Origin of the sequence: Pandoraea oxalativorans (genome assembly GCF_000972785.3) — a bacterium.
GTDB classification, from domain to species: Bacteria; Pseudomonadota; Gammaproteobacteria; order Burkholderiales; family Burkholderiaceae; genus Pandoraea; species Pandoraea oxalativorans.
In genome coordinates this window covers 2902426-2927917 of sequence record NZ_CP011253.3, presented here as the reverse complement: position 1 = coordinate 2927917, position 25492 = coordinate 2902426, and the positions used below count along the sequence as shown (strand labels likewise).

Here is a 25492-nt window from a genome sequence, read left to right as displayed (position 1 = left end):
GACGCAATAGGCGTGACATGCGTGGGCAGAACGTGCGACGGAATTCAGGCGGCGCGGGCGGGGGACAGACGGGACTTGAGGTCGGCAAGCGCTGCCTCGGGCGTGAGGTCGGACGTGTCGAGCGTGATGTCGGCCAGCCGGTACAGAGACTCGCGTGCGTCGAGCATGCGATGGATGTGATCGAGCGCCTCGTTGCGCAGGGCAACGGTGGCGATGCGCGCGTCGTTCTGCTGCATCACTCGCTGGAAGTGGACTTCCGGGCGGGCGCGCAGCCACACCGTACGGAATGCGCGCAGCACGCGCTCGAAGGTCGGCGCCTCCGAGACGATGCCGCCGCCGGTGGCCAGCACGACATGCTCATGCTCGCCGATGATTCGCTCGACGCATTGCCGTTCGATACGACGCATCGCGGCCTGCCCGTATAGGGTGATGACTTCGCCGATGGCAATGCCAGCTTCGCGTTCGACTTCCTTGTCGAGTTCGATGAAGGGCGCGTCGATGGCTTGCGCCAGTTGAGGGCCGAGCGTCGACTTGCCTGCCCCGCGCAGACCGATGAGTGCGATGCGCTGGCCCGTGCGTGCGGCGTCGGCCGCGACAGGCACGACGAGTTGGCGGCGCAGCCGCGAGAGCACCTCCGGCGATTGCTGACGCAGGTACTCGATCAGGATGAGCAGATCGCCGTCGTGAATGGAGCGTTCGGCGACCAGTGTTTCGACGCCCACGTTCAGCGCCTCGGCCAGCTTGTGCAGCACCGCCAGGGACACATTGCCGGTACCGGCTTCCACACGAGCGAGATACGGCAGCGAGACCCCCGACTGCGCGGCGAGCTGCTTGCGCGTCATGCCGCGCTGGGCGCGCAGCATGCGCACCTGCCGGGCGAGCGACGCCAGGCGCGACGTCACCCCGGCGTCGGTGTCTTCGGCCGGATCAAGCGGTGGCGTGGCGGCAGGCGGTGTCTTCATGAGCTGACGGGGTGTGGTGCGATTGCTGCTAAATATACTATGAGATAGCACGTGGGGCATGACTTGCGCTGTACGTCCGGCATCGATAGCACAATCGATGCATTAAATTGCCTATATTGGCAAAATGTCCCTGTTAACCCTGAATTGCATTGCACAAGCCGCGCAACAGCGAAAATATCTTATAAGATACTTTTCACGATTTGGAGCGATGCAGACCATGACCTATCCTCACCTGCGCGTGCGCGTGCGCGTCGAAGACGCCATCGCATTCGTTACTCTCGACCGCGCCGAGAAGCGCAATGCGCTTTGCGATGCGGCCATCGATTCGCTCGAAGCCGCCTTCCGCGATTTCGACGACAGTGTCAGAGCCGTTGTTCTGAGCGGTGCCGGTGAGCACTTCTGCGCTGGGCTGGATCTTGCGGAGAACAGCACGCGCGATCCCATCGACGTGCTGCGCGTCTCGCAGCGCTGGCACAAGGTCTTCCACGAGATTCAGTTTGGCGGACGTCCGGTGGTCGCCGTGTTGCAAGGCGCCGTCATTGGCGGCGGGCTGGAACTGGCGCTGGCGGCGCACGTGCGCGTGATCGAGCGCAACGCGTTCTTCCAACTGCCCGAGGGCAAGCGCGGGATCTTTGTCGGGGGCGGCGCCTCGGTGCGCGTGGCCCGCATTCTCGGTCCGGACCGGATGACGGAGATGATGCTGACGGGCCGCCGTTACGACGCCGTCGACGGCGAGCGTCTGGGCCTCGGACACTATCTGGCAGACGTCGGCGACGGACTCGCGCTGGCGACGCAACTGGCGCGCGACACGGCGGCGAACAGCCCGCTGTCGAATTGGGCGACGATACATGCGCTGTCGCGCATTCACGATATGTCGATGGCCGACGGCCTCTTCACCGAATCGGTGACCAGCGCACTCATGCTCGCCACGCCCGAAGCGCGCGAGCGTATGGAACGCTTTCTGGGCCGCGCGGCGCGCTAGCCGTCCGGTCATCCCCACGGAGACGAATGTGAAATACGACAACATCGAACAGGTTGCCGTCATCGGCACCGGTGTCATCGGCGCGAGCTGGGCGGCGTACTTTCTGGCGCGCGGTCTGCGCGTGAGCGCGTGGGACCCCGCGCCCGGCGCACATGAACGCCTGCGCGACGCCGTCGATGCGCACTGGCCCACGCTCATCCGCATCGGGCTGACGGCGGGCGCGACCCGCGAGCGCCTAGTCTTCCACGACACGCTCGACGCCGCGCTCGAAGGGGCCGACTTCGTGCAGGAGAGTGGTCCCGAGCGCGAAGACCTCAAGCAGGATCTGTTCCGCAAGATGGACGACGCGTTACCGCCGTCGGTGGTGATCGCGTCGAGTTCGTCGGGGTTGTTGATGAGTCGGGTGCAGTCCGTGTGTGCGCATCCCGAGCGCGTGGTGCTCGGCCACCCATTCAATCCGCCACACCTGATTCCGCTTGTCGAAGTGATCGGCGGCGAACAGTCGTCGCAAGCCGCCATCGACACCGCCATGCAGTTCTACCGCGCCATCGGCAAGCGCGCGATTCACGTGCGCAAGGAAGTGAAGGGGCATATCGCGAACCGTCTGCAAGCGGCGCTGTGGCGCGAGGCGATTCACTTGGTGGACACCGGCGTGGCCTCGGTTGCGGATATCGACGACGCCATCGCTTACGGCCCGGGTCTGCGCTGGGCGGCGCTGGGGCCGTTTCTGAATCTGCATCTGTCGGGCGGCGCGGGCGGCATCGCCCATCTGCTCGAACACCTTGGCCCGCCCATCGAGACGTGGTGGGGAGACCTGGGCGAGCCGGTCCTGACCGACGACCTCAAGGCGCGTATCACCGCGGGTGTTGAGGCCGAGCTGGCCGGTCGCGGCAATGCACGTCTCGAAGCACAGCGCGACGCCGTCATCCTCGGCATTCTTGCGAGCAAGCCCTGAACCCAGTCCAATCCGACGAACAAGCGAACGACCGATTCGAATAAGGAGACACGCATGAGCAAGCCCAAAGTCATCGTCACCATCGCGCCCACCGGCGGCATGGCATACAAATCGCAGAACCCCCATCTGCCCACGCAGCCCGACGAAATCGCGCGCGACGTCTACGACTGCTACAACGCTGGCGCGAGCGTCGTGGCGATTCACGCGCGGCGTCCGGGCGACGACGGTGCGACGTGCGATCCGGCGATCTATCGCGACATCAACCGCCGCATTCGCGACAAGTGCGACATCGTCATCAATAACTCGACGGGCGGCGGGGTTCACGGCGACATGGTCGGGCAGGCCGACAACGGCTATTGGGAAATCCTCTGGGAAGAACGTCTGAAAGGCATGGATGCCGGTGCCGAAATGTGCACGCTCGACGCCACGACCATCATCGCGAGCTTCGGTGGCAAGGAGCTGCTGATGCACACCTCGCCGGAGCGTTCGAAGCATCTTGCCATCGAGATGAAGAAGCGCGGCATCAAGCCGGAATGGGAAGTGTTCAGCCCCACGCATATCGTGCAGGACCTCGCCACGCTCACCGCCGCCGGATTCGACGACGAACCGTTCTTCGTCAACCTCGTGCTCGGCGTGCATCGCGGCTTCCGGAACGCCATGCCCTACACGCCGCGTGTGTTGCAGTCGATGGTCGATTTGTTGCCCAAGGGCAGCATCTTCTGCGTGAGCGGTATCGGTCCGGCGCAACTGCCGTCGGCGATGAATTCGCTGCTGCTCGGCGGCCATGTGCGGGTCGGTCTGGAAGACAACCTGTACTACGAACACGGTGTGCCCGCGACGAACCAGCAACTCACCGAGCGCGTGGTGCGACTCGTGCGCGAGATGGGTTACGAACCGGCTACGCCGACCGAAGCCCGCGAAATCATGGGTCTGCCGCGCAATCGCGAAGTGCTGCCGGAGTTCGCTGTGCGGTAAGGCGAAGGTGTGCGTCGCAAGCTGTCCGGCCCCTAGAACGAAAACATCCCAGGAGACAAGTCACATGGCGGCAAACAGGTTCACACGCAGTTTCGCGCTATCTCGCATCCTTTCGCTGTCGACGCTCGCCGGTGTAGCGATGCTTTGCGCGACCTCGCTGGCGAGCGCCCAACCGGCAGGCGTCACCATAGGCGTCACGCTCTCGACGACTGGTCCCGGCGCGTCGCTCGGCATCCCGGAGAAGCAGGCCATCGGCATGCTGCCGCCGACACTCGGCGGACTGCCTGCGCGGTACATCGTGCTCGACGACGCCACCGACCCGACCACCGCGACGAAGAACGCGCGCCGTCTTGCCACGGAGGACAAGGTCGACGCGATCATCGGGTCGTCGACCACGCCCGCGTGTCTGGCCGTCGCCGCCGTCGCCGCCGATACCCGCACACCGCAGCTCGGCCTGTGTCCGTTCGTGCCGAGCGCGACGCAGATGCGCTACGTTTTCTCGCTGCCGCAATCGGTCGCCGTCATGGCCGATGCGGTGCTCGACGACATGAAGGCGCACAAGGTGAAGACGCTGGGCTTCATCGGCTTTAGCGATTCCTACGGCGAAGCGTGGCTCAAGGACATTCAGGCGCGCGCCGCCGCCCGTCAGATTCAGGTCGCGCCGGTCGAGCGTTACGCGCGCAACGATCAGTCCGTGACTGCGCAGGTACTCAAGGTGATGTCGTCGAACGTGGACGCCGTCATCATCGCGGCGAGCGGCACGCCGGGGGCGTTGCCCATGAGCACGTTGCGCGAGCGCGGCTACAAGGGGCGCATCTATCAGACGCACGGTGTCGCCAACAACGACTTCCTGCGCGTCGCGGGCAAGAGTGCGGAGGGCGCGATTCTGCCGGTGGGCAACATTCTCGTCGCTGAGCAATTGTCGGCGAACCATCAGGGCAAGGCCGTCGCCACGGACTTCGCGAAGCGTTACGAAGCCCAGTACGGTGCGGGCTCGCGTAACTTGTTTGCCGGTTATGCGTACGACGCTTATCTGGTCCTGGACCGTGCCGTCGCGGTGGCGGCGAAGCAGGCGCAACCGGGCACACAGGCGTTTCGCGATGCACTCGTGGCCGCCGTCGAGCAGACGCGGGGTCTTGCGGCCACGCACGGCATGATCAATGTCAACGCACAGGACCACTCGGCTTATGGCGAAGACGGTCGCGTGCTCGTCACGGTGAAGGGCGGAAAGTGGACCATCGAGTAAACCCTGCGGCGGGCGCGCGCCGCCTTGCCTCGCCCGACATCGAACGCGAGGTGCGTGCGGACGGCAGCTTCGTGATTCGCTCGCGCACCGCACTCGGTGAGTTCGCGCGCAGTCCGGCCGACTGGCTCGTGCAATGGGCGTCGCGCACGCCGGAGGCGGTGTTCGTGGCCGAGCGGCGGCAGCCTGGCGATACAACGTCAGACGCGTGCGGCGCGTCCGGTGCAGGCCTCTGGCGTGAGCTCACGTACGGCGAAGGGCTCGCGATGGCACGCGGCATCGGGCAGGCGTTGCTCGATCTCGACGTGCCGCGCGAGCGTCCCGTGGTGATTCTGTCGGATAACAGCGTCAATCACGCACTGCTCGTGCTCGGTGCGATGATGGCGGGGCGACAGACGGCCATCGTGTCGTCCGCGTACTCGCGCATCGCCAAGGACATGAGCAAGCTGCACGGCATTCTCGCGCGGCTCGACCCGGCGCTCGTGTATGTCGAAGACGGCGATGCCTACGCGCGGGCACTGGAGGGGGCGCCGATCCGTTGCCCCATCGTCGCTACGCGTCATGGGCGTGCGGACTGGCTGCGCTTCGACACGCTTGCGACGACGTCGGCCTCGGCGACGCTGGATGCCGTCTTCGCACACGTGCGTCCCGAGGATACGGCGAAGCTGCTGCTGACCTCCGGCTCGACGGGTAAGCCGAAGATCGTCGTCAACACGCACCGCATGCTGGCCGCGAATCAGCAGATGATTGCGCAGTGCTGGCATTTCCTCGACGAGACGCCGCCAGTGGTCGTCGACTGGCTGCCGTGGAGTCACACGTTCGGCGCGAACCACAACTTCCACATGGCGTTGCGCAACGGTGGGGCGTTCTACATCGACGACGGTCGGCCTGTGCCCGAACTCGTGGGGCGTTCCGTCGAGGCGCTGCGCGACGTGTCGCCCACGCTGCACTTCAATGTCCCGAAGGGGTTCGAAGCGCTCGCCCCATTTCTCGAAGACGATGAGGCATTCGCCGAGCGTTTCTTCGGCCGTCTGCAAGTGCTGTTCTACGCGGCGGCGAGTTTGCCCCCGGCGGTATGGCAGCGCTTCGAGCGACTGGCGTCGCATCATTGCGAAACGCTGCCGTTCTTCACGTCCGCATGGGGTGCGACCGAGACATCGCCGCTGATCACGAGCGTTCACTTCCCGATTCCGGGCGCGGGCAATATCGGTCTGCCCGCGCCGGGTAACGAGCTGAAGTTCGTGCCCAATGGCGACAAGCTGGAGATGCGCGTGCGGGGGCCGTCGGTCTTTCGCAGCTATGCGGGCGATCCGGAGGCAACGGCGCAGGCGTTCGACGAAGAGGGCTTCTATCGCACAGGCGATGCGGGCCGTCTGTCCGATGTGAACGATCCGGGCGCGGGCGTGATTTTCGACGGCCGGGTGTCGGAGGACTTCAAGCTGACGAGCGGCACGTGGGTTTCCGTAGGTGCGCTGCGATTGCGTGCGGTGACTGCGTTGGCCCCGTATGCGTCGGATGTGGTGATCGCCGGGCACGATCGCGACGAAATCGGATTGCTAATCTTCCCGAGTCCCGCCATGCGGGCGAAGGCGGGCGCTACCCCGATGTCCGCAGACGATCACGCAGGCAAAACACTCGCGATGCACGACGATGTGCGCTCGCTCGTCGCACAGGCGCTCGCACAACTGGCGCATGACGCGGGGAGTTCGCAACGCGCGGCGCGTGCGGCCATCCTGGCATCGCCGCCGTCGCTGGAGCAAGGGGAGATCACAGACAAGGGATACGTGAATCAGCGGGCGGTGCTGACGCTGCGGGCCGACGACGTCACACGGCTTTACTCGGACTGCCCATCGGTCATTCGCTTACCGTCTACGTGAGGTCAGTGCGACAACTTGAGAGGTGGGGGAAGTGAGCGCGACGGCGCGCCGGTGGCGGGGAATGCCACCGGCGCGTCAGATCGCCGCAACCGAGTGTCTGCGCTCAACGATCAGGCGAGCGCTTCGCCGTGACTTTCCGGCAGGAAGAAGTAGACGATGAGGGCAGCCAGCAGGAAGAAGCCCGCCGTGGCGCCCAATGCGACGCTCACGTTCTCGCCGCGCGAGAGCAGGCCGACGGCGGCCGGGGCGAGGGCGCTCGCAGCGCGTCCCGTGTTGTAGATGAAGCCTTGTGCCGTCGCGCGCACTTGCGTCGGGAACATCTCGGCGAACGTCGGGGCGAAGCCGCTATAGAAGCCCGTGCCGAAGAACGCCACGACCGGACCGAACACCAGCAACAGCATCGGCTCGCGAATCGCGACATAAAGCGGCACAGTAATCGCCGACACGATGAAGAACAGCAGGAACGACTTGCGGCATCCGATGCGGTCTGCAATGTAGCCGAAGCACACGAACCCTGCCGCCGCGCCGATCTGCATGATGACGATCCACGTTGTCGAGCGCATCAGATCGAAGCCCGGGCCGCCCTGATCGACCGGCGTCGACAGATACGCCGGAATCCACGTGAACAACCCCCAGTAACCGCACATCGCCGCCGCCGTGAAGGCGAGGCCGACGATCGTGCTGCGCGCATACGGCCCGAACAGCATGCCGAGCGTCTGGCCGAGCGTGAGTCGCACGCGCTGCTCGCGCCAGATGGCAGGCTCTTCCACGTGACGACGCACCCAGAACGCCAGCACCGTCGGCACCAGCCCGAAGGCGAACACCCAGCGCCAGCCGAAGTGCGGCAGGATGACTGCGGCCACGATAGCGGCAACCGCATAACCCACCGCAAACGCGCTCTGCACCCATGCCATCACCTTGGCACGATGCTCGGCCGGCCATGTTTCGGTAATCAGCGCAGCGCCCGCCGACCACTCGCCGCCAATGCCCAGACCCAGCAGGAAACGGAAGATCAGGAGCGACGTCACCGAATCGGCGAAGCCGCACAGCGCGGTGCCGATGGAGTAACACAGGATCGAGAGAATCATCGACTTCGTGCGGCCGATGCGGTCGGCGAGGAAGCCGAAGAACAAGCCGCCGAAAGCGGTTGCCAGCAGCGTGAGCGAGGCGATGATGCCCGCGACGCCCTTGTCGAAATGCAGGTCGACGCTGATGTAGCGAATCACCATCGCGAACAGCATCAGATCCATGATGTCGAGCATCCAGCCGATATAGGCCGAACCAAATGCCCGCCATTGCGCAGGGCTCGCGCCGCGATACCACGGCCGACGTGCCGTGCCCGCCGCTTTCAGGGCGGTCGTGCCAGTGTCCATTCTTGTCTCCTTCATGGAACCATCCTAGTGTCAGACCTCTTGTATCGACCATCGATACGCATGGGAATGATTTCGTTTGAATGGTATCAGCACATTGAGAAAACATGTCTCGTGGTAAACCATAAATGGTACTTTTCGTATCGATGATCGATACTCAATGCCAGTGTTGTCTCGATGGTCGGGGCAAACGACTGGTTACAGGAGATCGAAGTGAAGCCGTTTCAATTGCGTCTGTACGAGGATGTCATCGCACCGAACCATCCGCCCGTGTATCTGCCGTCTGCGCGACGCGCGATTTATGTCGTGCGTGGCGACGTCGCCATCGAGTTCGACACGGGCGCGCAGCATCATCCGGCCGAGAGTGCCTGGCTGGGCGACGACAGCGTCGCGCTGATCGCCGGCGGTGAAGGGGCGACGCTGTGGCGTTGGGAACTGATGTCGGGCAACGAGCCGACGCCGGGCGAGATCGCGTCGGCACCGGGGGCGTCGTCGACGCTCAAGCTCGATGCGCCTGTCGAACTGGACCCGCGCCAACAGTGGCTCATGCGTTGCGACAAGGTACAATTCCCCCCCGGCGGCGTGGCGCATACGCACGTGCATCAGGGGCCCGGCGTGCGCTGCACGCTCGAAGGCGAGATCACGATCGAGACGTTGGGCGCGTCGCACACCCATGCGGCAGGGCAAGCCTGGCTCGAACTCGGCCATGCGCCGGTGCTGGCGCCGACGACCGAGGCACGCGATACGACGTTCATCCGCTGCTTCATCCTGCCGCGGGCGTGCCGTAATCGCAGCTCGATTCGGTACGTGCGCCCCGAGGACGCGAACAAGAACAAGCCGCAGCGCTATCACGTGTTCGGCGAGCGTTTCATCTCGCTCGACGCACAGTAATCGGCGCGCGACGACAGTGACAAAGGACACGCGGTGAAAGGATCGAAGGACACCCCGAACGACGTCATCCGCCGCCCGCGCACCGCCGCTGTGCCGAGTGCCGTCGGCGACGAACAGGGCGGCGACGAAATCAACACGTCGTCGACTTCGGTCATTTCATTGCGCATTCTGGAGTTGCTGGCCGAGCGCAATGCCGAGTGCGGCGTGACGCATCTGGCGGAAGCGCTCGGCGTGCCCAAGGCGCGGGTTCACCGGCATCTCACGGCACTGCGTCAGGAAGGGTATGTCGTGCAGAACCCGCGCACGAGCCGTTACCGGATCGGCTGGCGTCTCTTTCTGCTCGGACAAAAGCTCGTCAAACAGTTCGACGTGGTGGGGCTGGCACGCCCGGTCATGGAAGAATTGCGCGACGCCGTCGGACAGACCATCGTCATCAGTTCGTTCACCGAGACCGATGTGGTGGTGCTCGACGTGATGCGTGGCCGCAGTCCGCTGGAGATCCTGCTGCACCCCGGCACGCAGTTCAAACTGCACAGCGTGGCGCAGGGCAAGATTGCGCTGGCGTTCGGCGCAAAGGACCGGCGCGACGCCGTGCTCGAAGGCCCGCTCGACGCCTGTACGCCGCACACCATCACCGACGCGATGCGCCTGTCGCACGAACTCGCGCTGGTGCGCGAGCGTGGCTGGGCCGATGCGCCCGAAGAAGTGTTTCTCGGCGTGAACGCGCTGGCGGCGCCGATTGTGCAGGACGACGGAACGTTGTTCGGCACGCTCGCCATCGTCGGCTCGATTCACTATTTGCCTGCGCACCCCAATCCTCAGACGGTCGCAGCGCTCACCGATGCCGCACGGCGTATCTCGCGGCTGCTCGGGAGCGGACGCGGCAACTGAGCGCCGCGCTCAGGGTCGAGAGGCCCGGTGTCGCGCATGCAATGGCGCTCGCCTGCGCTAACACCTGCATAAATCAGGGGTATGAGAAGCCTTTGGCGGACGGTTTCCCAGGCAGGCGCCCAAGGCCTTCGAGCGTCGTGCCGATGGCGTCGTCGAGCGGTGTGTGCGGCTCCTCGCCGAGGGCGTCGACGAGACGCGCGTTGTCCATGCGAACGGGCTGCTTCCAGAGATAGCGCATCTCCTGCAACTCTCGCAGCGTCGTGACGAAGGGCGACGCCAGCGTCATCAGCCACCACGGGAAACGGCGCGTCTTGACCTTGACGCCGTGACGCGCCATCACGCGCGTGATCGCTGCGGCCATTTCCGTGCCGTCCGCATCCCAATGCCCGGCCATGTGAAAGTTGGCGAACGCGTCGAGCGTGTGGCGGCGTTCGATCAGCATGACCATCGCGCGGGCCACGTCCGGCAGATACGACCATTGATGGCCGACGCCGGGCGCGTTGGGGATCTGCACCACGCCCGTCGTCTGTCCCGGCTTCACCAGTCCCTGAGCGAACCAGCTATTGCGCGTGAGCGGGCCGAAGAAGTCACCGGCGCGCACAATGATCGTCTGCATGCCGTTACGACTGGCGTCGCGCAGACGGCCTTCCATCGTCGCGCGAATTCGGCCCTTGCGGGTCAGCGGCCGTTGGGGCGCGTCTTCATGCAGCACGGGAAACGTCTGGGGACCGTAGTTGTAGACGGTGCCCGGCAGGACGACGGTCGCACCGAAGCGTGTCGCAGCGGCAATGGTGTTGTCCAGCATGGGCAGCACCTGCGTGTTCCAGTTGCGATAGCCCGGCGGGTTGACTGCGTGCACGATCACGGCGCAATTGCGGGCAGCGGCGAGAACGTCGTCGGCGCGCATCGCATCGCCGTCGATCCATTCGATGCCGAGGTCCGTCCTCGAACCGGGTGCGCCGCCGCGGCGCAGGGCACGCACTTTCCAGCCCGCCGCGAGCAATTGCCGTGCGACCTCGCCGCCAATGCCGCCCGTAGCGCCTAGCACCAGGGCGCGGGATGTTGTCTGCTGAGTGGAATGGCTCATGATGAGACGCCTCGTTCGTTGTCGGTGAGGACATTCTCCGCGCGAAGCGATTAGAATAAAATTGCTTAAAACAATCTATCGGTTATACGTTTTTGTATGACATCGAATCTCAGCTGGGATCTCTACCGAACGTTTCTCGCGGTGCTGACGGAGGGTTCGCTCTCGGGCGCGGCGCGGGCGCTGGGTATCACACAACCGACGGCGGGACGGCACATCGCCGCATTGGAGCAAGCGCTGGGGCAAACGCTCTTCACGCGATCGCAAACGGGCTTGCTGCCGACGGATGCAGCGCAGTCGCTACGCGCGCACGCGCAGGCGATGCAGCACACGGCGCTGGCGTTCGAGCGTGCGGCGGCGAGTCATGGCGACGGGGTGAACGGGGTGGTGCGCATCTCGGCGAGCGAGGTCGTCGGGGTGGAAGTCTTGCCACCGATCCTGACAGCGTTGCGTCGCGCGCACCCGGATCTGACCATCGAGCTGGTGCCGACGAACCGCATTCAGGATTTGTTGCATCGTGAGGTGGACATCGCGGTGCGCATGGCGCCGCCGCAGCAGGAGGCGCTGATCGCCCGCCGTGTAGGCGTCATCGATGTCGGCCTGCACGCGCGCGACGACTATGTCGCCCGGTACGGCGCACCGACTTCGCTGGCGGACCTCGCGCATCACACGGTGATCGGCTTCGATAAGTTGACGCCGTTCCTGCGAGACGCGACGAAAGGCGTGCCAATGTGGGCACGGGAGACGTTCGCGTTCCGGGCCGACAGCGATCTGGCGCAACTCGCGATGATTCGCGCCGGATACGGAATAGGCGGGTGTCAGGTGCCGCTGGCCAGACGCGACCCGCGACTGGTGCGTCTGCTGCCGAGCGCTTTCCGCTTCCGACTACATACGTGGGTCACGATGCATGAAGACCTGCGCGCCAATCCGCGCTGCAAAGTCGCCTTCGACGCGCTTGTGGCCGGATTAACCACCTACATGGCCGGATAAGCTGCCGAGAAGCGGTCAGCACAGCAAATATGGGACGTGATCGGTGAATAGTGTGATATACAATATATCACTAACATCAACGATTACGGGACAATCATCGCGCCATGTTCGACCCTTCCTTGTTCGGACGCATGCCACCGGACGTCATCGCGTCCAGCGCCCCGAGCGCGCCAGCGTCGGCCTCTGCTTCGTCGCCATCTTCCGCGCCACCCTCCGATCTTTTGCCTGAACCGTTCTCATCCGGCCGCCATTCGCTGGGCCTGAGCGAGACACGCGACGCAGTCCTATACGTTCCCGCCGATCTGCCCACCGACAAGCCGGTGCCGCTGTTCGTGATGTTTCACGGCGCAGGCGGTTTTCCGGAGAAGGTGCTGCCGTTCATCGAACCGCACGCGGATCGGCACAAGTTTCTCGTGCTTGCGCCGCATTCGACCTTCCCAACGTGGGACATCGTGATCGGCGGCAGCGGCCCCGATCTGGAGCGTTTGCAAGCGGCGCTGCGAAGCGTTGCTGCGCGCTATCGCATCGATGCGCAGCGCGTGGCCTTCGCCGGATTCTCCGATGGCGCGAGTTATGCACTGTCGATTGGTGTGACGAACGGCGACATCGCGAGCCACGTCATCGCATTCTCCGGTGGTTTCATGTCGATCTTCGTGCAGGAAGGGCTGCCGAAAGTGTTTATCGCGCATGGGCTGATCGACGAGCAATTACCGATTGCCACGAGTGGCCGTCAAAACGCAAACAAGCTCAAAGCGGCGGGCTACGATGTGCAATACGTCGAATTCGACGGGCTGCACATCATCGAGCCGGGTGTCGTGGCGCGTGCCATCGACTTCTTCCTCGCCTGAACCGACACGCCATACGGGGAGTGCCGTCCATGGATTTCGAAATACCCGAATCACTGATTCATCCGCTGATGCAACTGATCGGCACCGACTCGCCGCTGGGCAAGCAACTGACGGCCTACGGCGTGTGTCGCGGCAATATGCTGGTATCGAGCGAATGGTTCGATGCGAAGTCGCTCAACACGCTCTACGTGCTGAGCAAGTCGCAGAACGAGCGTGCGTTGATGTTCCAGATGCTCGCACTCGATAACGTCTACAACGCGCCGCAAGCGCGCGTGATTCCCAGTTTGGACAAACTCGTGCCGGGGTTGGTCGCCTACCTGGCACGCGACGTGATCGACGGCTGGCTCTATCAGCGTCATCGCGACGGCGCGTTGTTGCCGTGGCTGGTGCGACGGCTGCGCTACGTCGAACCGGATCAGGGCTCGCCGTACGTCGTCGTCGACATGCTGGCGAACACCATGCAGTCCGCGAACCTGAGTCCGACGGAGCATCGCCCGCGCCGCTCGGGCATGACGACATCGCTCGTCTTCACACGCGACGACATTGCGAATCGAACCATTCCCGAATTGCTCGCGGAGTTCGGTTTCTACAAAGAGTGTGCGGAGTTCAAGACCGAATACGAACAGCATGCGCAGCGCTTCCTGCGCGTGCAGCGTGCGTTCGGTGCGCAGTTCGTGCTGAGCCGCGCCGCGTTCTCCGTCGATCCGAAAGGCGTGACGGAACTGATTCGTGTGGGCGACGGCGTGACGGCCAAGTGCGTCAACGACGAAGAGCGGCTGGAGCGCAACTTCGAGATGGCGTGCGATGCCGACTTCTGGCGCAACGCCGAGATCGGGCAGGCATTCGAGACGATTCCGCTGCACTGCTACGTGCATGTCTTCCATCTCGACTGGCACCGCAATCTCTGGGTCCATGTGCAGAACATGACCGAGTACGAATATCAGCCGAGTCTGCGCGACAAGCTGGTGTTGCCTGCCCACCATCACGATCTGATCGATATCCTGACGTCGAACATGGACGTGATGATGCCGGACTTCGTCCCGGGCAAATCGGGGGGCGCGACGATCCTGTGTCAGGGCGCGCCGGGCCTCGGCAAGACGCTGACTGCAGAGATCTATTCGGAAGTGGTCGGCAAGCCGTTGTATCGCGTGCACTCGGGGCAGTTGGGTACGACGGCGGCGTCCGTGGGCGCCATGCTCATGAGCATTTTGCGACGCGCCATGCGCTGGAACGCGATCCTGTTGCTCGACGAGGCCGACGTGTACATCCGGCGGCGCGACAACGACCTGGAGCACAACGCCATCGTCGCGGAGTTCCTTCGCTCGCTGGAGTACTTCCACGGGTTGTTGTTCATGACGACGAACCGCATCGGCGACGTGGACGACGCCATCCTCTCGCGCTGCATCGCCACGATCCACTACGAAGTGCCGTCGGCAGCGGATGCGCGCAGGCTCTGGCGCATGCAGGCAGAGCAGGTGGGCGCACATCTCGACGACGGGCTGATCGAGACGCTGGCCGCGCGATATCCGAAAGCGAGCGGGCGCGACATCAAGGAGTTGATGAAACTCGCGAGCCGCTATTGCAAGGTCAGAAACCTGCCCTACACGGAAGATGTGTTCCGTTTGTGTGGCCTGTTCCGTGGGTATGACGCATGACGATTGCCTGCTGTTCGTTTCAAGTTGCGGCATCCATCAGAAAAACGCATGAAGCCATGCCGCACGTCGATATGCGGGAAAACTAGAGGCGCGCCCGCGCACCGGTCTGGCTATATTGGTTGCGGACCGGTGCGGGCGTATGACTGTGCTGCACCGCGCCATTTCATCGGTACGGCAAGGAGACGCAGTGGAGACGCATGGCGAACTGCACCGGGCAATTCTGAACAACATCCCGGATCAGGCGTGGCTCAAGGACGCCGAGTCGCGCTATATCCTCGTCAACGACGCCTTCATGGCCGCATGCGGGCGCACCGAGGCCGACATCATTGGCAGCACGCCGGACAAGGTCTGGTCCTCCGAGTGGGGACGGGTGTACCTCGCCACCGACCGTGCTGTCGTCGCGAGTGGCGTACGTCGTCGCTACGAAGAGAGCCGCCCGGGTGCAGACGGCGCACCGCGCTGGTTCGACACGGTCAAGATGCCGGTGCGCGATGCACACGGACGCATCGTCGGCACCGTCGGCATCTCGCGCGATATCACCGACCGCAAGCGCTCCGAGATGGCGCTGCTCGATTCGCGCGCACAGCTGCGTCAACTCTCGGCGTATCTGCAAACGGTACGCGAAGCCGAACGCACGCGCCTGTCGCGCGAATTGCATGACGAACTCGGGCAGTGGCTGGGCGGTCTGCGTCTCGGCCTGAACTATCTGGAGACGCAACCGGACCTGCCTGCCGCAGATCAGTCGGCGCAGATTCAGATGCTCAAGGGACTGGTCGACGAGACCATCGACGCCGTGCATCGCATTGCGGCGGACCTGCGCCCGGCGGTGCTCGACGAACTTGGCCTGCACGCCGCGCTGGAATGGTTGACGGAATCGTTTGCGCAGCGTCACGGCCTGCCGTGCGAACTGGCGATGCCGGAAGCGGTGACCGCGTGTCTCGACAGCGAGTGCAGCACGGCCATCTTCCGCATCGTGCAGGAGTCGCTCACGAACGCGAGCCGTCACGGACAGCCGACGCAAGTCCGCGTGACGCTGGAATTGCGCGACGGTCACTGTCACGTGTGCATCAGCGACGACGGCCGAGGCATGAACCCGTTGCGCGCGGGGCATGGCCAGCGGCTTGGTCTCATGGGCATGCGCGAGCGGGCGCTGATGCTGGGCGGCGCCTTCGACATCGAAAGTGCGCCAGGGCAGGGCACGCGCGTCGTCGTGCGGATTCCGGCACGACCGACGACACTCGCCTCGCACGCCTCGACGATTCAGGCAACTCACGACGCGGGGTGGCCATGCGTGTGATGATTGCCGATGACCACGCGATCATTCGCGACGGTCTGAAAAAGATCATATCGATGGCCCCCGACATGGTCGTCGTGTCCGAGGCGGTGGACGGCGAAGACGTCCTGAAGCGGCTGCGCCTGACCCCCGTCGACGTTCTGTTGCTCGATATGTCGATGCCCGGCAAGAGCGGCATCGCGCTCATCGCCCAGATCAAGGCAAGCTATGCGTCGCTGCCGATTCTGGTGCTCAGCATGTATCGCGAGTCGCAATATGCCGTGCAGGCCATTCGTGCCGGCGCAGCGGGCTATCTGACGAAAAACGCCGAGTCCGAGCAACTGATGAGCGCCATCCGGCGCGTGGCGCGTGGCGGCACGGTCGTGTCGCCGCTTGTGGCCGACAAGCTCGTGCGTCAGTTGCAGCAACCAGCGCAGGCGCTGCCGCACACGCGTCTGACCGCGCGCGAGTTTCAGATTTTCCAGATGCTCGTCGAGGGCAATGGCATCAACGATATCGCCCGCTGCCTCTCGCTCTCGGCCAAGACCGTCAGCACGCACAAAGCCAACATCCTCACCAAGATGGACATTCCGTCGACGGCCGGGCTCGTGCACTACGCCATCGAGCATGGGCTGATCGTCGCCGGAACCGACGCCTGATCGGGTGTCCGCTTCAGTGGACCGGACGTTCTGTCCGGCCGCCTCCTTCCCCACGTTTTGATTGCTGCACCGCGTCTAGGGAAATTCTTAGACGAAAACCAGCAAATCCCGATGCCCCATATCGGGGCGCTCTTCTAATCTTGGTTCAAGCCTCTCTTGCACCTTTGCCACCCCGGCCGCCGCTGCACGTCGGCCAAGTCCAACAACCTCACTCTGCGACGTGATTCGCAAGTGCTTTTCGTGACGTAAGGAGACCCGCACCATGCATGTGGACCTGCTGATCAACAACGTGTGCGTACGCGACGACACGCCGCTCGTGGACATCGCCATCAAGGGCGGACGCATCGCCGCGATAGAGCCGGGCATCGACGCCACCGCCGACGAGCAGATCGACGCGCAGGGCAGGGCCGCGATTCCCGGCCTCGTCGAAGCTCATCTGCATCTCGACAAGGCGCTGTTGCACCGCCGCTTGCCCGCCCGCTTCGGCACGCTCGACGAGGCGATTCGCGTGACCGGCATTCTCAAGAGCAAGCAGGAGCGCGAAGACGTGCTCGACCGCTCGCGTCAAGTGCTCGACATGGCGGTCAGGAACGGGACGGTCGCCGTGCGTGCGCATCCCGACGTCGACCTGATTCAGGGCCTCATCGGCGTGGAAACGCTGCTCACGCTCAAGGACGAATACGACAGCCTGCTCGACCTTCAAATCGTGGCGTTCCCACAGGAAGGCATTCTCAAGTCGAAGGGCACCTACGAGCTGATGATCGACGCGCTGCGCATGGGTGCCGACGTCGTGGGCGGCTGCCCGTACAACGAGCTGAACTGGGAGGACACGAAGCGCCACATCGATATCGTGTTCGAGCTGGCACAGCGCTTCGATGCCCCCGTCGACATGCACGCGGACTTCGCGGACGACACCAGCGATCAGCGCTTCGCTGCGATCTCCTACATCGCGCAGCGGACCATCGACACGGGCTATCAGGGACGGGTGTCGCTCGGCCACGTGACGAGTCTGGGCGCGCTCGACAACGACGAACTCGCACCGGTGATCGAACAGATCCGGCTGGCGGGCATCAGCATCGTGACGTTGCCAGCGACGGATCTGTACCTCGGTGGACGCAAGGATGCGCAGAATCAGCGCCGTGGGCTGACCCCCGTGAAGGCGTTGCATAGCGCGGGCGTGAACGTCGCTTACTCGTCGAACAACGTGCGCAATGCGTTCACGCCGTTCGGCAAGGCGGACATGTTGCAGATCGGCAATCTGCTCGCGCACGTGGCGCAGTTCGGCGTGCCCGAGCATCAGCAGGCAATTCTGGACATGGGCACGCATAACGCCGCGCGCGCCATCGGGCTGTCGCACGACTACGGCATCGCCGTGGGCAAGCAGGCCGATCTGATCATTCTCGACACGTTCCGGGTGGCCGACGCGCTGCTCGATATCCCACCACGTCTGTGGGTCATCAAACGCGGCCGCATCACGGTCGTGACGCAGCATAGCTGCGAGATTCACCGGCATTCATGTTGTTGTGCGCAATGAAGTGCTTATAAAACTCAAGGAGACAATCATGAAGAAGCTGCCTGCGGAAGTCGTTGCCTCACTGCTTGCTGTCACCACCATCCCGATTGCGATGCTGCCGTTGCATCTGCCGCCATGGGCGATCTTCATCAGTTGGGCGGCCACGTTCGCGATGGGCGGCCCGACGCTGGTGAACCTCAAACGCATCTGGGCGACGCTACCGATCGGATCGTGCTTCGCGTTCCTGATCGTACTGGGCTTCAAACAGGCCGCGACGCAGTTCAGCGGCAACACGCTGGTGGTCGCGGAGATGGTGATTCTGTTCGCAGGCAACGGCTCGATGATGGCGCTGGCGCGCTTCTTCCCCGGCCTGAACTTCATCCCGGGCATGTTCTTCGGCTTCGCGACTTACTTCGCCACGCTATTCGGCGGCTTCGGCCCCGTTGCCCAGGACCCGCTGGCCGCACTGGCCGCCGCCGTCGCGATGAACGCGCTGGGTCCGGTCTACGCCTGGGTCAAGGAGCGCTACTCCGCTCCGGAGGTCTCGCATCAGCGCAACTGGAAGGGCTGGAAGGCGGAAGTCTGACGCCAACCCTTTGTCGATTTGTCGATTTGACGATTTCACGATGTAGGGGCGAAGCGCTGCCAGTGTCGGGTGCGCTTCGCCTTCCAATGACATCCCCAAGGGAGACGGCATGACGTTCGCACCAAAACTGGCCGATGGCCTCACTCCGACACCACTGCAATCACCACCGTCCAACAGCAGCGACGCGACCGGCATCAACGCGCGCCGCAACTTTCTGATGGGAACGGCGGCGCTCGCCGGCAGCGCCGTCCTGCCGCTCTCGGCAGTGGAGGCTGCCGAAGCTGTGGCAGCCGCGCCGTCGGTAACGGCGAAAGCGCAGACCAGCGCAAAGCCGGACGAACGTCTCGCCCAATCGACGCGCGGCATGGTGACCAGTCCGCATGCGCTGGCGAGCGAAGCGGGGCTGGAAGTGCTGCGCGCAGGCGGAAACGCTATCGAAGCGGCGATTGCCATCGGCGCGGTGCTGAGCGTGACGTATCCGCATTTCACCGGTCTGGGCGGCGACGCCTTCATGGTGATCGGCGATCGTGACGGCAACGTGCGCACGCTTTCAGGCATCGGACAGGCGGCCGCGCAAACACCCGAATACGGCAGTGCGATTCCTGTGCGCGGCCCCGGTGCCACGTTGACCACAGCCGCGACCGTCGCCATTTGGGACAAGGCATTCGAATTGAGTCGCACGCAGTGGGGTGGCCAGCAATCGTGGCCGTTGCTCTTTTCGCGTGCGACCGAGTATGCCGCGAACGGCTTTCCGGTCACGCCTTCGCAGCACTTCTGGCAGACGTTCCGGGCCAACGAGTTGTCGGGCTGGGAGGGCTTTTCGTCCACTTTCATGCCGAACGGACGCATCCCGCAAGCGGGCGAGCGCTTTCATCAGCCAGCGCTGGCGCGAAGTCTCGACAGCATCGCCACCCACGGCGGACGCGAATTCTATGAAGGCGATCTGGCCGGACGCATCGCCGCTGGTCTGAAGAAGGTCGGCTCGCCCTTGCGCGCGAGCGATCTGTCGCGTGCGCAGGCGCGTGAGGAAGTGCCATTGCGCGTGGCGTATCGGGACGGCGAACTGCTCGGGCTGCGTCCGCCGACACAAGGCGTGACGACGCTCGAGATCATGGGCATCCTCGATCGCTTCGATCTGAAGTCGATGCCGGAGGGCAGCGCGGACTACTATCACGTGCTGGTCGAAGCCGTGAAGCTGGCATTTCTCGACCGCAACCGCTACGTGGCCGATCCCGATTTCGTCGACGTGCCGGTGGATCGGTTGCTGTCCGGTGCGAATCTCGACGCCCATGCGCGCAGCATTCGCATGGACCGCGCGATGCCATGGCCGCACGTCTTCAAGACAGGCGACACCGTGTACATCGGCGCAGCGGACAACCAGGGCAACTGCGTGAGCATGCTGCAAACCGTCTACTTCGACTGGGGCAGCGGTGTGGTGCTGGGTGACACCGGCGTACTGTGGCACAACCGAGGTGCGTCGTTCAGCATGGACCCGGCAAGTCCCAATGTGCTGCGCGGCGGCAAGCGTCCGTTCCATACGCTCAATCCCGGCATGTACCTGAAGGGCGGTCGTCCGCAATTGCTTTACGGTACACAAGGCGCAGACGGGCAGCCGCAGACGTTGGCGGCGGTGCTTACCCGACTCATCGACTACGACATGGACCCGTTGACAGCATTGAAGCGCCCACGCTTCCTGCTGGGCAAGACGTTCTCGGATTCACGCGACAGCCTCAAGCTGGAGCAGGACGCGGGGGCGGGGGTGTTCACCGCGCTGGCGGCGCGAGGGCATGAGATGAGTCCGCTGCCGCCGCAAAGCCAACTGGCGGGGCATCCGGGCGCGATTCGTATCGGCCCGCAAGGGCAGATGAGCGGCGCGCACGATCCGCGCAGCGACGGACGGGCGCTGGGCGTCTAGCCAAACGCCACATGCACGACGCGGTGCCGGAAGCCATCCTGGCGCTGGCACCGCCGCAAACTCCAGTTGCCGGGCATTCGTCGCGCGTGATACAAGTTCAGCCATTCATTGCAAAAATAAATACGAGACATGGCTGGCAGTGCGAAAACGAATCGACCGTTGTTCGATCTGGACCTCTTGCGCTCGATCATCATGGTGGCCGATTGCGGCAGCTTCACGACGGCGGCCGCCCGTCTGCACTCGACGCAGTCCACCGTCAGTCAGAAGGTGAAGCGTCTGGAAGACATGGTCGGCCATAAGCTGCTCGACCGGGGCAATCGCGAGGTGCACGCCACCGACGCAGGCGAGTTGTTGCTCGGTTACGCGCGTCAGATGCTCGCGCTCAACGATCAGATGTTCGAAGCGCTCTCGGGGGCGGTCGTGGCGGTGACGGTACGCCTCGGGGTGCCGGAAGATTTCGCGACGGGCGCGACGACGCAGGTGCTCGCTCGCTTCAACCGTCAGTATCCGCAGGTCAAACTCGAAGTCACGAGCGGCCTGAGCCGCGATCTGCTGGGCAGTTACGATCACGGCGAACTCGATCTCGTGCTGGTCAAGCAACGCCGCAACAGTCGCGAGTCGGTGGCGAGCAGCCCGGAAAAGCTGGCGTGGATCGACAGCGCGAAGCATCCGTCGTTCGGCCTCGATCCCGTGCCGCTCGTGACGTTCCCCACGCGCGGGCTGTACCGCGACGACATGATCAACGCGCTCGAAGCGATGGGGCGCAACTGGCGCATCAGTTTCACCAGTTCGAGTCTGAGCGGCATTCAGGGCGCGGTGGCCGATGGCATGGGGATCAGTCTGGTGCCGCCACGCGCGGTGCTGCCGGGGCATGTGGTGCTCGGTCGCACGCAGGGGTTGCCTGTCGTCGATACGTTCGAGCTGGCGATCTTTCACCGACAGACGGCCGATCCGATGGTGGGCGCGCTCGCCAAGGTGCTTGTCGGGATGCTGGAATCGAAACCGCGTGCGTCGAAATGAGCGCGACGCACGCGGCTTAGCGACTATTTAACGACGACTGAATACCGCTTACTTCGGCTGAGCGCCCAGCGTCAGATTCATGTGACGGTTGACGTCTTTGTACAGCAGGTAGCGGAACGGGCCGGGGCCACCGGCATAGCAGGCCTGCGGGCAGAATGCGCGCAACCACATGAAGTCACCGGCTTCGACTTCCACCCAATCCTGATTCAGACGGTAGACGGCCTTGCCTTCGAGCACATACAGGCCGTGCTCCATCACGTGCGTTTCTGCGAACGGGATCACGCCGCCCGGCTGGAACGTGACGATATTGACGTGCATGTCGTGGCGCATGTCCTGAATGTCGACGAAGCGCGTCGTCACCCAGCGACCGTCGGTGCCCGGCATCGCGATCGGCTCGACGTCCTGTTCGTTCTTCACGAACGGTTCCGGATGCGGCAGACCTTCCACGGCCTGATAGTGCTTGCGGATCCAGTGGAAGCGCGCCGTACTCTGGCTGTTGTTGCGCAGTTGCCAGTCGGTCGCGGGCGGAATGAATGCGTAGCCGCCCGGCGTGAGCGTGTTCGCCTTGCCCTGAATCGTTACGGTGATTTCGCCTTCCACGACGAACAGCACGCCTTCGGCCTTGTCGTCCTGCTCGGGCTTCTCGCTACCGCCGCCCGCGCCCACTTCCATGATGTATTGCGCGAACGTCTCGGCGAAACCCGAGAGCGGACGTGCCAGCACCCACAGACGCGTGTTGTCCCAGAACGGGAGGTGGCTGGTCACGATGTCGCGCATCACACCCTTCGGGATGACGGCGTACGCTTCGGTGAACATAGCGCGGTCGGTGAGCAGTTCCGTTTGGCCCGGATGCCCGCCGTGCGGCGCGTAATACGTAGTCTTCGACATGCTTGTTGGCTCCTGATGATTCCGATGCGTCGTTCTGTTGCGTCGTTCTGATTTTTTCCCCATCGTCCTCCGCCGGGTTCCCGGGTCACGATCCACGCTTGGGGGCGCGCACGGATCGCTTCACCTCGGTGCGACGAACGTGAGCGACGCCGTCGCCTCGCGCAGGCGGCAGCGTCGCGCATGACAGTCAGGTCGGGGTGGCTCCTGCTGTGTCCTCGAGCAGGGCGGGGTCGAGCGCGAGTTGCGCCGGGCCGCCCCAGTAACGTCCGTGACGAATCACTGCACGCGCCGCCGGTGCGGCCGCTACAGCGGCGGCGGCGTTCGGTGCGTCGAAGACGACGAAGCTGGCTTCGTTGCCCGCGTGCAGTCCGTAGTCCGCTTTGCCGACCACGGTGGCAGCCGCCGTCGTCGCCATGTCCAGTGCGACGTGCAGGTCTTCGTCCGTATAGAAGCCGGAGCGATAGCCGATGAGCATCGCGCGTTGCAACATGTCGCCGTTGCCATACGGCCACCAGCTGTCCTGAATGTTGTCGTTACCCGTGAAGACACGCACACCCGCTTCGCGCAAGCGCAGAATCGGCGGGAAGGCGCGCTCGCCCGGGGCATTGGTCATGATCGAGACGTCGGCGTCGGCCAGCGCACGGGCGATGGTGTCGAGTGCTTCGGGGCCGATGTCGCCCAGTCCGTAGGCATGGCTGACGGACACGCGCCCCTGCAATCCGGCCGCCTGCGTGCGTGCCGCAATGCGATGCAACTGCGCGAGACCGATATCGCCGGGCTCATGCAGATGGATGTCGATCTTCGTGCCGTGCTTTTCGGCGATGCCGAAGATCACGCTCAGTTGCCCATGCGGATCGCCGTCGAGCGTGGTCGGGTCGATGCCCCCAACGACTTGCACACCGGCGCGAACGGCGTCCTCCAGAACCTCGGCCGTACCGGGGCACGTCATCACACCCGCTTGCGGGAAGGCGACGAGTTCGATATCCAGCCATTCCCGCCACTTTTCGCGCATGGCGAGGACTTCGTTCAGGTGTGTGAACCCAGTGCTGGCGTCGACGTCCACATGACAGCGCATGGCGACGGTGCCGAACGACACGGTTTGACGCATGAGGGCGTCGGCACGCTGGGCCATCGGCGCGGCGGCGGCGATTTCCTGCTTCTCGGCGGCAAGGCGCTCGCGTAAGGTCGCGGCCGGGCGGTGCGGGCGCCAGCGATCGCCAACGAAGCTCTTGTCGAGATGGATGTGACCGTCGACGAAACCGGGCAGCACGAGCTTGCCTTGCAGATCGACGATCTGAGCGCCGGTGGCGTCGGGGGTGTACGACTCGGGCGCGCCGACGTAGGTGAAACGTCCGTCGCGCACAGCGAGGGTGATGGGGTTGCCGTCGGCACCGACGGCGCCGACGAAAACGCGGTGAGTCATTGGGAACGCCTCTATGCTGCCCGGGGCCTCGCTGGCGCTGCCTCACAACGTGCCGTATGACCGTGTCGTGTGCAGGGGCGCAGCCGCGCTGCGGGGTCTCGTGGGGGGTGAAACTGCGGGGTAAGACTTACAAGATAGCGAACCGATCGGGTATCGACAAATTAAATATCAAAATGCATCCCATTCGATTTCTAAATAGTTTGGGCGTTGTAGCGATGCGTGAGGGCGGGCAGGCGGACGCCTCACGGCACGACGATTTGCAGCGACCACGTGAAGCGCCCGAGGACGTTGGCGTCGCGGTCGGTCACCGTGGCGTCGACATTGACGTCGGCCATCCCGCTGGCGATGACCTCCGTCTCCCAGTACGCATCCGGTGCCTCACGAGGAACCGGCTCGTCAAGCTTTCCCGACTGCGGCGCGTAGCGCGTGGCGTGGCTTTCGACGTGCAGGCTCGGCCGTCCCAACGTCGTTTCGTCCAGGAGCGCGAATTGCAGCAATGCCGCGTGTTCGCCGCGCATCGCGAGCGGCGTCCAACGCAGCTTCAGGCGGGTGCCGGGGCGCGCGTGGATGACCCACTTTGCGCCGTTGACGCCAGCCAATGCGTCGGCGTTCGGGGCCAGCGCGTAGTAAGCAGTGTCGGGGGCGGGCTGCGGTTTCTCGTCACCCCCGGAGGCGCGCTCGAGCAGCGTCACCGTATCGACGACAAGCAATACGTCGGTGCTGGCGGCACTGCGGGCTTCGTTCCCCGTATTGCCGCAGGGCTTCGCTTCGGACATGGAGACTCCCTGCTGTGGGCCGGGATGACCGCCACTCATTGCGCGTCTTAAGGTGCCAAGGGCGGACAACAAATGGCGGACCGGCATGATGACGTGAAGCCTCAATGGTTGCGAATGGTGATGAACGGATCCCACTGATAACAGCCGCAGACATTGCCGCTACGGTCGAGAATCATGAACTGGAAGTGATAGGTGACGCGACCGGTCTTGAGCGTTTCGCTCGACCAGAAATAGTTTGAGCAGGATTGCTTCTTCGGTTTGGTCGGGTCCGGCGGGTTCGGCACGGGAATCGTGACCTCGGCTTCGCGCGGCGAGGGCGGCGAGATCAGCTCATTGCCCTGATTGCCCACGAACTTGTAGAAGATGCACGACTGCTCGAAACCCAGCGAGAGCGGGCATTCGCGCCACCGAATGACATCGCCGACCGTCGCCGCGACGTCCAGTTCTCCGCCTGCTTGCCCGCTCACCACATTGCCCTGCGTCACGATCATGAAAACATGCTTGAAGTCGATGACCGGCGGATTCGCCATGCTCGAATTCCTGCCGTACCGGTCGACGATGGTCTTGGTGTCGATGCTGACCAGCACATCGGTGATTTGCGACATGTGAGTCTCCACGAAAGGCTGAGTTGAATGCCGTCGACGACAACGACGACGGCGCCGAAATGACGAAACGACTTAGCGTTTCCGTTGTGGAGGGTAGGCGCCGGTGGCGAA

At 64.1% G+C, this 25492-nt stretch carries 23 protein-coding genes; 16 read left to right on the top strand and 7 right to left on the bottom strand.

All coding sequences use genetic code 11. The annotated features are described in order from the left end of the window. Positions 1 to 44: 44 nt before the first annotated feature. The gene (locus MB84_RS13020; RefSeq protein WP_084009766.1) at positions 45 to 962 is read right to left on the bottom strand and encodes a helix-turn-helix transcriptional regulator; all 918 of its coding nucleotides are present in this window, start codon (positions 960 to 962) and stop codon (positions 45 to 47) included. 217 nt (positions 963 to 1179) lie between these two features. Between MB84_RS13020 and MB84_RS13015 the strand changes: the two genes are divergently transcribed. From MB84_RS13015 to MB84_RS12995, 5 genes are all read left to right on the top strand, one after another. Continuing rightward, the gene (locus MB84_RS13015) at positions 1180 to 1944 is read left to right on the top strand and encodes a crotonase/enoyl-CoA hydratase family protein (protein ID WP_046293763.1); all 765 of its coding nucleotides are present in this window, start codon (positions 1180 to 1182) and stop codon (positions 1942 to 1944) included. Between the two features lie 28 nt (positions 1945 to 1972). Next, positions 1973 to 2899, top strand: coding sequence for a 3-hydroxyacyl-CoA dehydrogenase NAD-binding domain-containing protein (locus MB84_RS13010; protein WP_084009765.1), 927 nt, complete (start codon positions 1973 to 1975; stop codon positions 2897 to 2899). Positions 2900 to 2953: 54 nt separating this feature from the next. Beyond that, positions 2954 to 3874 (top strand): beta-keto acid cleavage family enzyme, encoded by a 921-nt coding sequence (locus MB84_RS13005; RefSeq protein WP_046292081.1) that lies wholly within the window; start codon positions 2954 to 2956, stop codon positions 3872 to 3874. A 64-nt stretch (positions 3875 to 3938) separates the two neighbouring features. Further along, complete coding sequence (locus MB84_RS13000) at positions 3939 to 5120, top strand: ABC transporter substrate-binding protein (protein ID WP_052653286.1); 1182 nt, start codon at positions 3939 to 3941, stop codon at positions 5118 to 5120. Next, a complete protein-coding gene (locus tag MB84_RS12995; protein ID WP_046292080.1) occupies positions 5105 to 6994 on the top strand; it encodes a feruloyl-CoA synthase in 1890 nt (629 codons plus the stop codon). The genes MB84_RS13000 and MB84_RS12995 overlap by 16 nt, the downstream gene beginning before the upstream one ends. A 110-nt stretch (positions 6995 to 7104) precedes the next feature. On the opposite strand, the gene MB84_RS12990 is transcribed toward MB84_RS12995, so the two are convergent. Next, complete coding sequence (locus MB84_RS12990) at positions 7105 to 8367, bottom strand: MFS transporter (RefSeq protein ID WP_046292079.1); 1263 nt, start codon at positions 8365 to 8367, stop codon at positions 7105 to 7107. 210 nt (positions 8368 to 8577) lie between these two features. On the opposite strand from MB84_RS12990, the gene MB84_RS12985 reads away from it, so the two are divergent. Both MB84_RS12985 and MB84_RS12980 read left to right on the top strand, forming a co-directional pair. Continuing rightward, a complete protein-coding gene (locus MB84_RS12985) occupies positions 8578 to 9255 on the top strand; it encodes a cupin domain-containing protein (protein ID WP_157122715.1) in 678 nt (225 codons plus the stop codon). A 33-nt stretch (positions 9256 to 9288) separates the two neighbouring features. After that, positions 9289 to 10146, top strand: a complete 858-nt coding sequence (locus MB84_RS12980) for an IclR family transcriptional regulator (protein ID WP_046292077.1) — start codon at positions 9289 to 9291, stop codon at positions 10144 to 10146. A 73-nt stretch (positions 10147 to 10219) separates the two neighbouring features. Here the strand turns inward: MB84_RS12980 and MB84_RS12975 are convergent, their stop codons facing one another. Continuing rightward, positions 10220 to 11233 carry an NAD-dependent epimerase/dehydratase family protein gene (locus MB84_RS12975; protein WP_046292076.1) on the bottom strand — a complete coding sequence of 338 codons (1014 nt, stop codon included), beginning with the start codon at positions 11231 to 11233 and terminating at the stop codon, positions 10220 to 10222. Between the two features lie 96 nt (positions 11234 to 11329). On the opposite strand from MB84_RS12975, the gene MB84_RS12970 reads away from it, so the two are divergent. The 9 genes from MB84_RS12970 to MB84_RS12930 all read left to right on the top strand — a co-directional run bounded on the left by MB84_RS12970 (position 11330) and on the right by MB84_RS12930 (position 21689). After that, positions 11330 to 12220, top strand: a complete 891-nt coding sequence (locus MB84_RS12970) for a LysR family transcriptional regulator (protein ID WP_046292075.1) — start codon at positions 11330 to 11332, stop codon at positions 12218 to 12220. 104 nt (positions 12221 to 12324) lie between these two features. Beyond that, the gene (locus MB84_RS12965; protein ID WP_245725359.1) at positions 12325 to 13068 is read left to right on the top strand and encodes an alpha/beta hydrolase; all 744 of its coding nucleotides are present in this window, start codon (positions 12325 to 12327) and stop codon (positions 13066 to 13068) included. Between the two features lie 29 nt (positions 13069 to 13097). After that, on the top strand, positions 13098 to 14723 hold the full coding sequence (locus MB84_RS12960) for an AAA family ATPase (RefSeq protein ID WP_046292074.1): 1626 nt from the start codon (positions 13098 to 13100) through the stop codon (positions 14721 to 14723). Between the two features lie 139 nt (positions 14724 to 14862). Then, positions 14863 to 16020: a PAS domain-containing sensor histidine kinase gene (locus tag MB84_RS12955; RefSeq protein ID WP_046292073.1), complete on the top strand. Its 1158-nt coding sequence runs from the start codon at positions 14863 to 14865 to the stop codon at positions 16018 to 16020. Next, positions 16011 to 16655 (top strand): response regulator, encoded by a 645-nt coding sequence (locus MB84_RS12950; RefSeq protein WP_046292072.1) that lies wholly within the window; start codon positions 16011 to 16013, stop codon positions 16653 to 16655. The genes MB84_RS12955 and MB84_RS12950 overlap by 10 nt, the downstream gene beginning before the upstream one ends. 262 nt (positions 16656 to 16917) lie before the next feature. Next, positions 16918 to 18189 carry an amidohydrolase family protein gene (locus tag MB84_RS12945; RefSeq protein ID WP_052653284.1) on the top strand — a complete coding sequence of 424 codons (1272 nt, stop codon included), beginning with the start codon at positions 16918 to 16920 and terminating at the stop codon, positions 18187 to 18189. A gap of 28 nt (positions 18190 to 18217) precedes the next feature. After that, positions 18218 to 18754: a DUF1097 domain-containing protein gene (locus MB84_RS12940; protein ID WP_046292071.1), complete on the top strand. Its 537-nt coding sequence runs from the start codon at positions 18218 to 18220 to the stop codon at positions 18752 to 18754. Between the two features lie 364 nt (positions 18755 to 19118). Next, on the top strand, positions 19119 to 20669 hold the full coding sequence (locus MB84_RS12935; RefSeq protein ID WP_425415912.1) for a gamma-glutamyltransferase family protein: 1551 nt from the start codon (positions 19119 to 19121) through the stop codon (positions 20667 to 20669). A 129-nt stretch (positions 20670 to 20798) separates the two neighbouring features. Further along, complete coding sequence (locus tag MB84_RS12930) at positions 20799 to 21689, top strand: LysR substrate-binding domain-containing protein (protein ID WP_046292070.1); 891 nt, start codon at positions 20799 to 20801, stop codon at positions 21687 to 21689. Between the two features lie 48 nt (positions 21690 to 21737). Here the strand turns inward: MB84_RS12930 and MB84_RS12925 are convergent, their stop codons facing one another. The 4 genes from MB84_RS12925 to MB84_RS12910 all read right to left on the bottom strand — a co-directional run bounded on the left by MB84_RS12925 (position 21738) and on the right by MB84_RS12910 (position 25381). Then, the gene (locus MB84_RS12925) at positions 21738 to 22577 is read right to left on the bottom strand and encodes a bifunctional allantoicase/(S)-ureidoglycine aminohydrolase (RefSeq protein WP_046292069.1); all 840 of its coding nucleotides are present in this window, start codon (positions 22575 to 22577) and stop codon (positions 21738 to 21740) included. A gap of 187 nt (positions 22578 to 22764) precedes the next feature. Further along, positions 22765 to 24000, bottom strand: coding sequence for an amidohydrolase family protein (locus tag MB84_RS12920; protein ID WP_046292068.1), 1236 nt, complete (start codon positions 23998 to 24000; stop codon positions 22765 to 22767). A 242-nt stretch (positions 24001 to 24242) separates the two neighbouring features. Next, positions 24243 to 24776: an AidA/PixA family protein gene (locus tag MB84_RS12915; RefSeq protein WP_052653282.1), complete on the bottom strand. Its 534-nt coding sequence runs from the start codon at positions 24774 to 24776 to the stop codon at positions 24243 to 24245. A gap of 101 nt (positions 24777 to 24877) precedes the next feature. Next, a complete protein-coding gene (locus MB84_RS12910) occupies positions 24878 to 25381 on the bottom strand; it encodes an inclusion body family protein (protein ID WP_046292067.1) in 504 nt (167 codons plus the stop codon). Between the last annotated feature and the right edge of the window lie 111 nt (positions 25382 to 25492).

What these genes read in the sequence shown, in the direction of transcription:
- MB84_RS13020 (WP_084009766.1), bottom strand. Translation starts at nt 962, where the DNA reads ATGAAGACACCGCCTGCCGCCACGCCACCGCTTGATCCGGCCGAAGAC.
- MB84_RS13015 (WP_046293763.1), top strand. Translation starts at nt 1,180, where the DNA reads ATGACCTATCCTCACCTGCGCGTGCGCGTGCGCGTCGAAGACGCCATC.
- MB84_RS13005 (WP_046292081.1), top strand. Translation starts at nt 2,954, where the DNA reads ATGAGCAAGCCCAAAGTCATCGTCACCATCGCGCCCACCGGCGGCATG.
- MB84_RS13000 (WP_052653286.1), top strand. Translation starts at nt 3,939, where the DNA reads ATGGCGGCAAACAGGTTCACACGCAGTTTCGCGCTATCTCGCATCCTT.
- MB84_RS12990 (WP_046292079.1), bottom strand. Translation starts at nt 8,367, where the DNA reads ATGGACACTGGCACGACCGCCCTGAAAGCGGCGGGCACGGCACGTCGG.
- MB84_RS12975 (WP_046292076.1), bottom strand. Translation starts at nt 11,233, where the DNA reads ATGAGCCATTCCACTCAGCAGACAACATCCCGCGCCCTGGTGCTAGGC.
- MB84_RS12970 (WP_046292075.1), top strand. Translation starts at nt 11,330, where the DNA reads ATGACATCGAATCTCAGCTGGGATCTCTACCGAACGTTTCTCGCGGTG.
- MB84_RS12965 (WP_245725359.1), top strand. Translation starts at nt 12,325, where the DNA reads ATGTTCGACCCTTCCTTGTTCGGACGCATGCCACCGGACGTCATCGCG.
- MB84_RS12960 (WP_046292074.1), top strand. Translation starts at nt 13,098, where the DNA reads ATGGATTTCGAAATACCCGAATCACTGATTCATCCGCTGATGCAACTG.
- MB84_RS12955 (WP_046292073.1), top strand. Translation starts at nt 14,863, where the DNA reads ATGACTGTGCTGCACCGCGCCATTTCATCGGTACGGCAAGGAGACGCA.
- MB84_RS12950 (WP_046292072.1), top strand. Translation starts at nt 16,011, where the DNA reads ATGCGTGTGATGATTGCCGATGACCACGCGATCATTCGCGACGGTCTG.
- MB84_RS12945 (WP_052653284.1), top strand. Translation starts at nt 16,918, where the DNA reads ATGCATGTGGACCTGCTGATCAACAACGTGTGCGTACGCGACGACACG.
- MB84_RS12940 (WP_046292071.1), top strand. Translation starts at nt 18,218, where the DNA reads ATGAAGAAGCTGCCTGCGGAAGTCGTTGCCTCACTGCTTGCTGTCACC.
- MB84_RS12935 (WP_425415912.1), top strand. Translation starts at nt 19,119, where the DNA reads ATGGTGACCAGTCCGCATGCGCTGGCGAGCGAAGCGGGGCTGGAAGTG.
- MB84_RS12930 (WP_046292070.1), top strand. Translation starts at nt 20,799, where the DNA reads ATGGCTGGCAGTGCGAAAACGAATCGACCGTTGTTCGATCTGGACCTC.
- MB84_RS12925 (WP_046292069.1), bottom strand. Translation starts at nt 22,577, where the DNA reads ATGTCGAAGACTACGTATTACGCGCCGCACGGCGGGCATCCGGGCCAA.
- MB84_RS12920 (WP_046292068.1), bottom strand. Translation starts at nt 24,000, where the DNA reads ATGACTCACCGCGTTTTCGTCGGCGCCGTCGGTGCCGACGGCAACCCC.
- MB84_RS12915 (WP_052653282.1), bottom strand. Translation starts at nt 24,776, where the DNA reads ATGTCCGAAGCGAAGCCCTGCGGCAATACGGGGAACGAAGCCCGCAGT.
- MB84_RS12910 (WP_046292067.1), bottom strand. Translation starts at nt 25,381, where the DNA reads ATGTCGCAAATCACCGATGTGCTGGTCAGCATCGACACCAAGACCATC.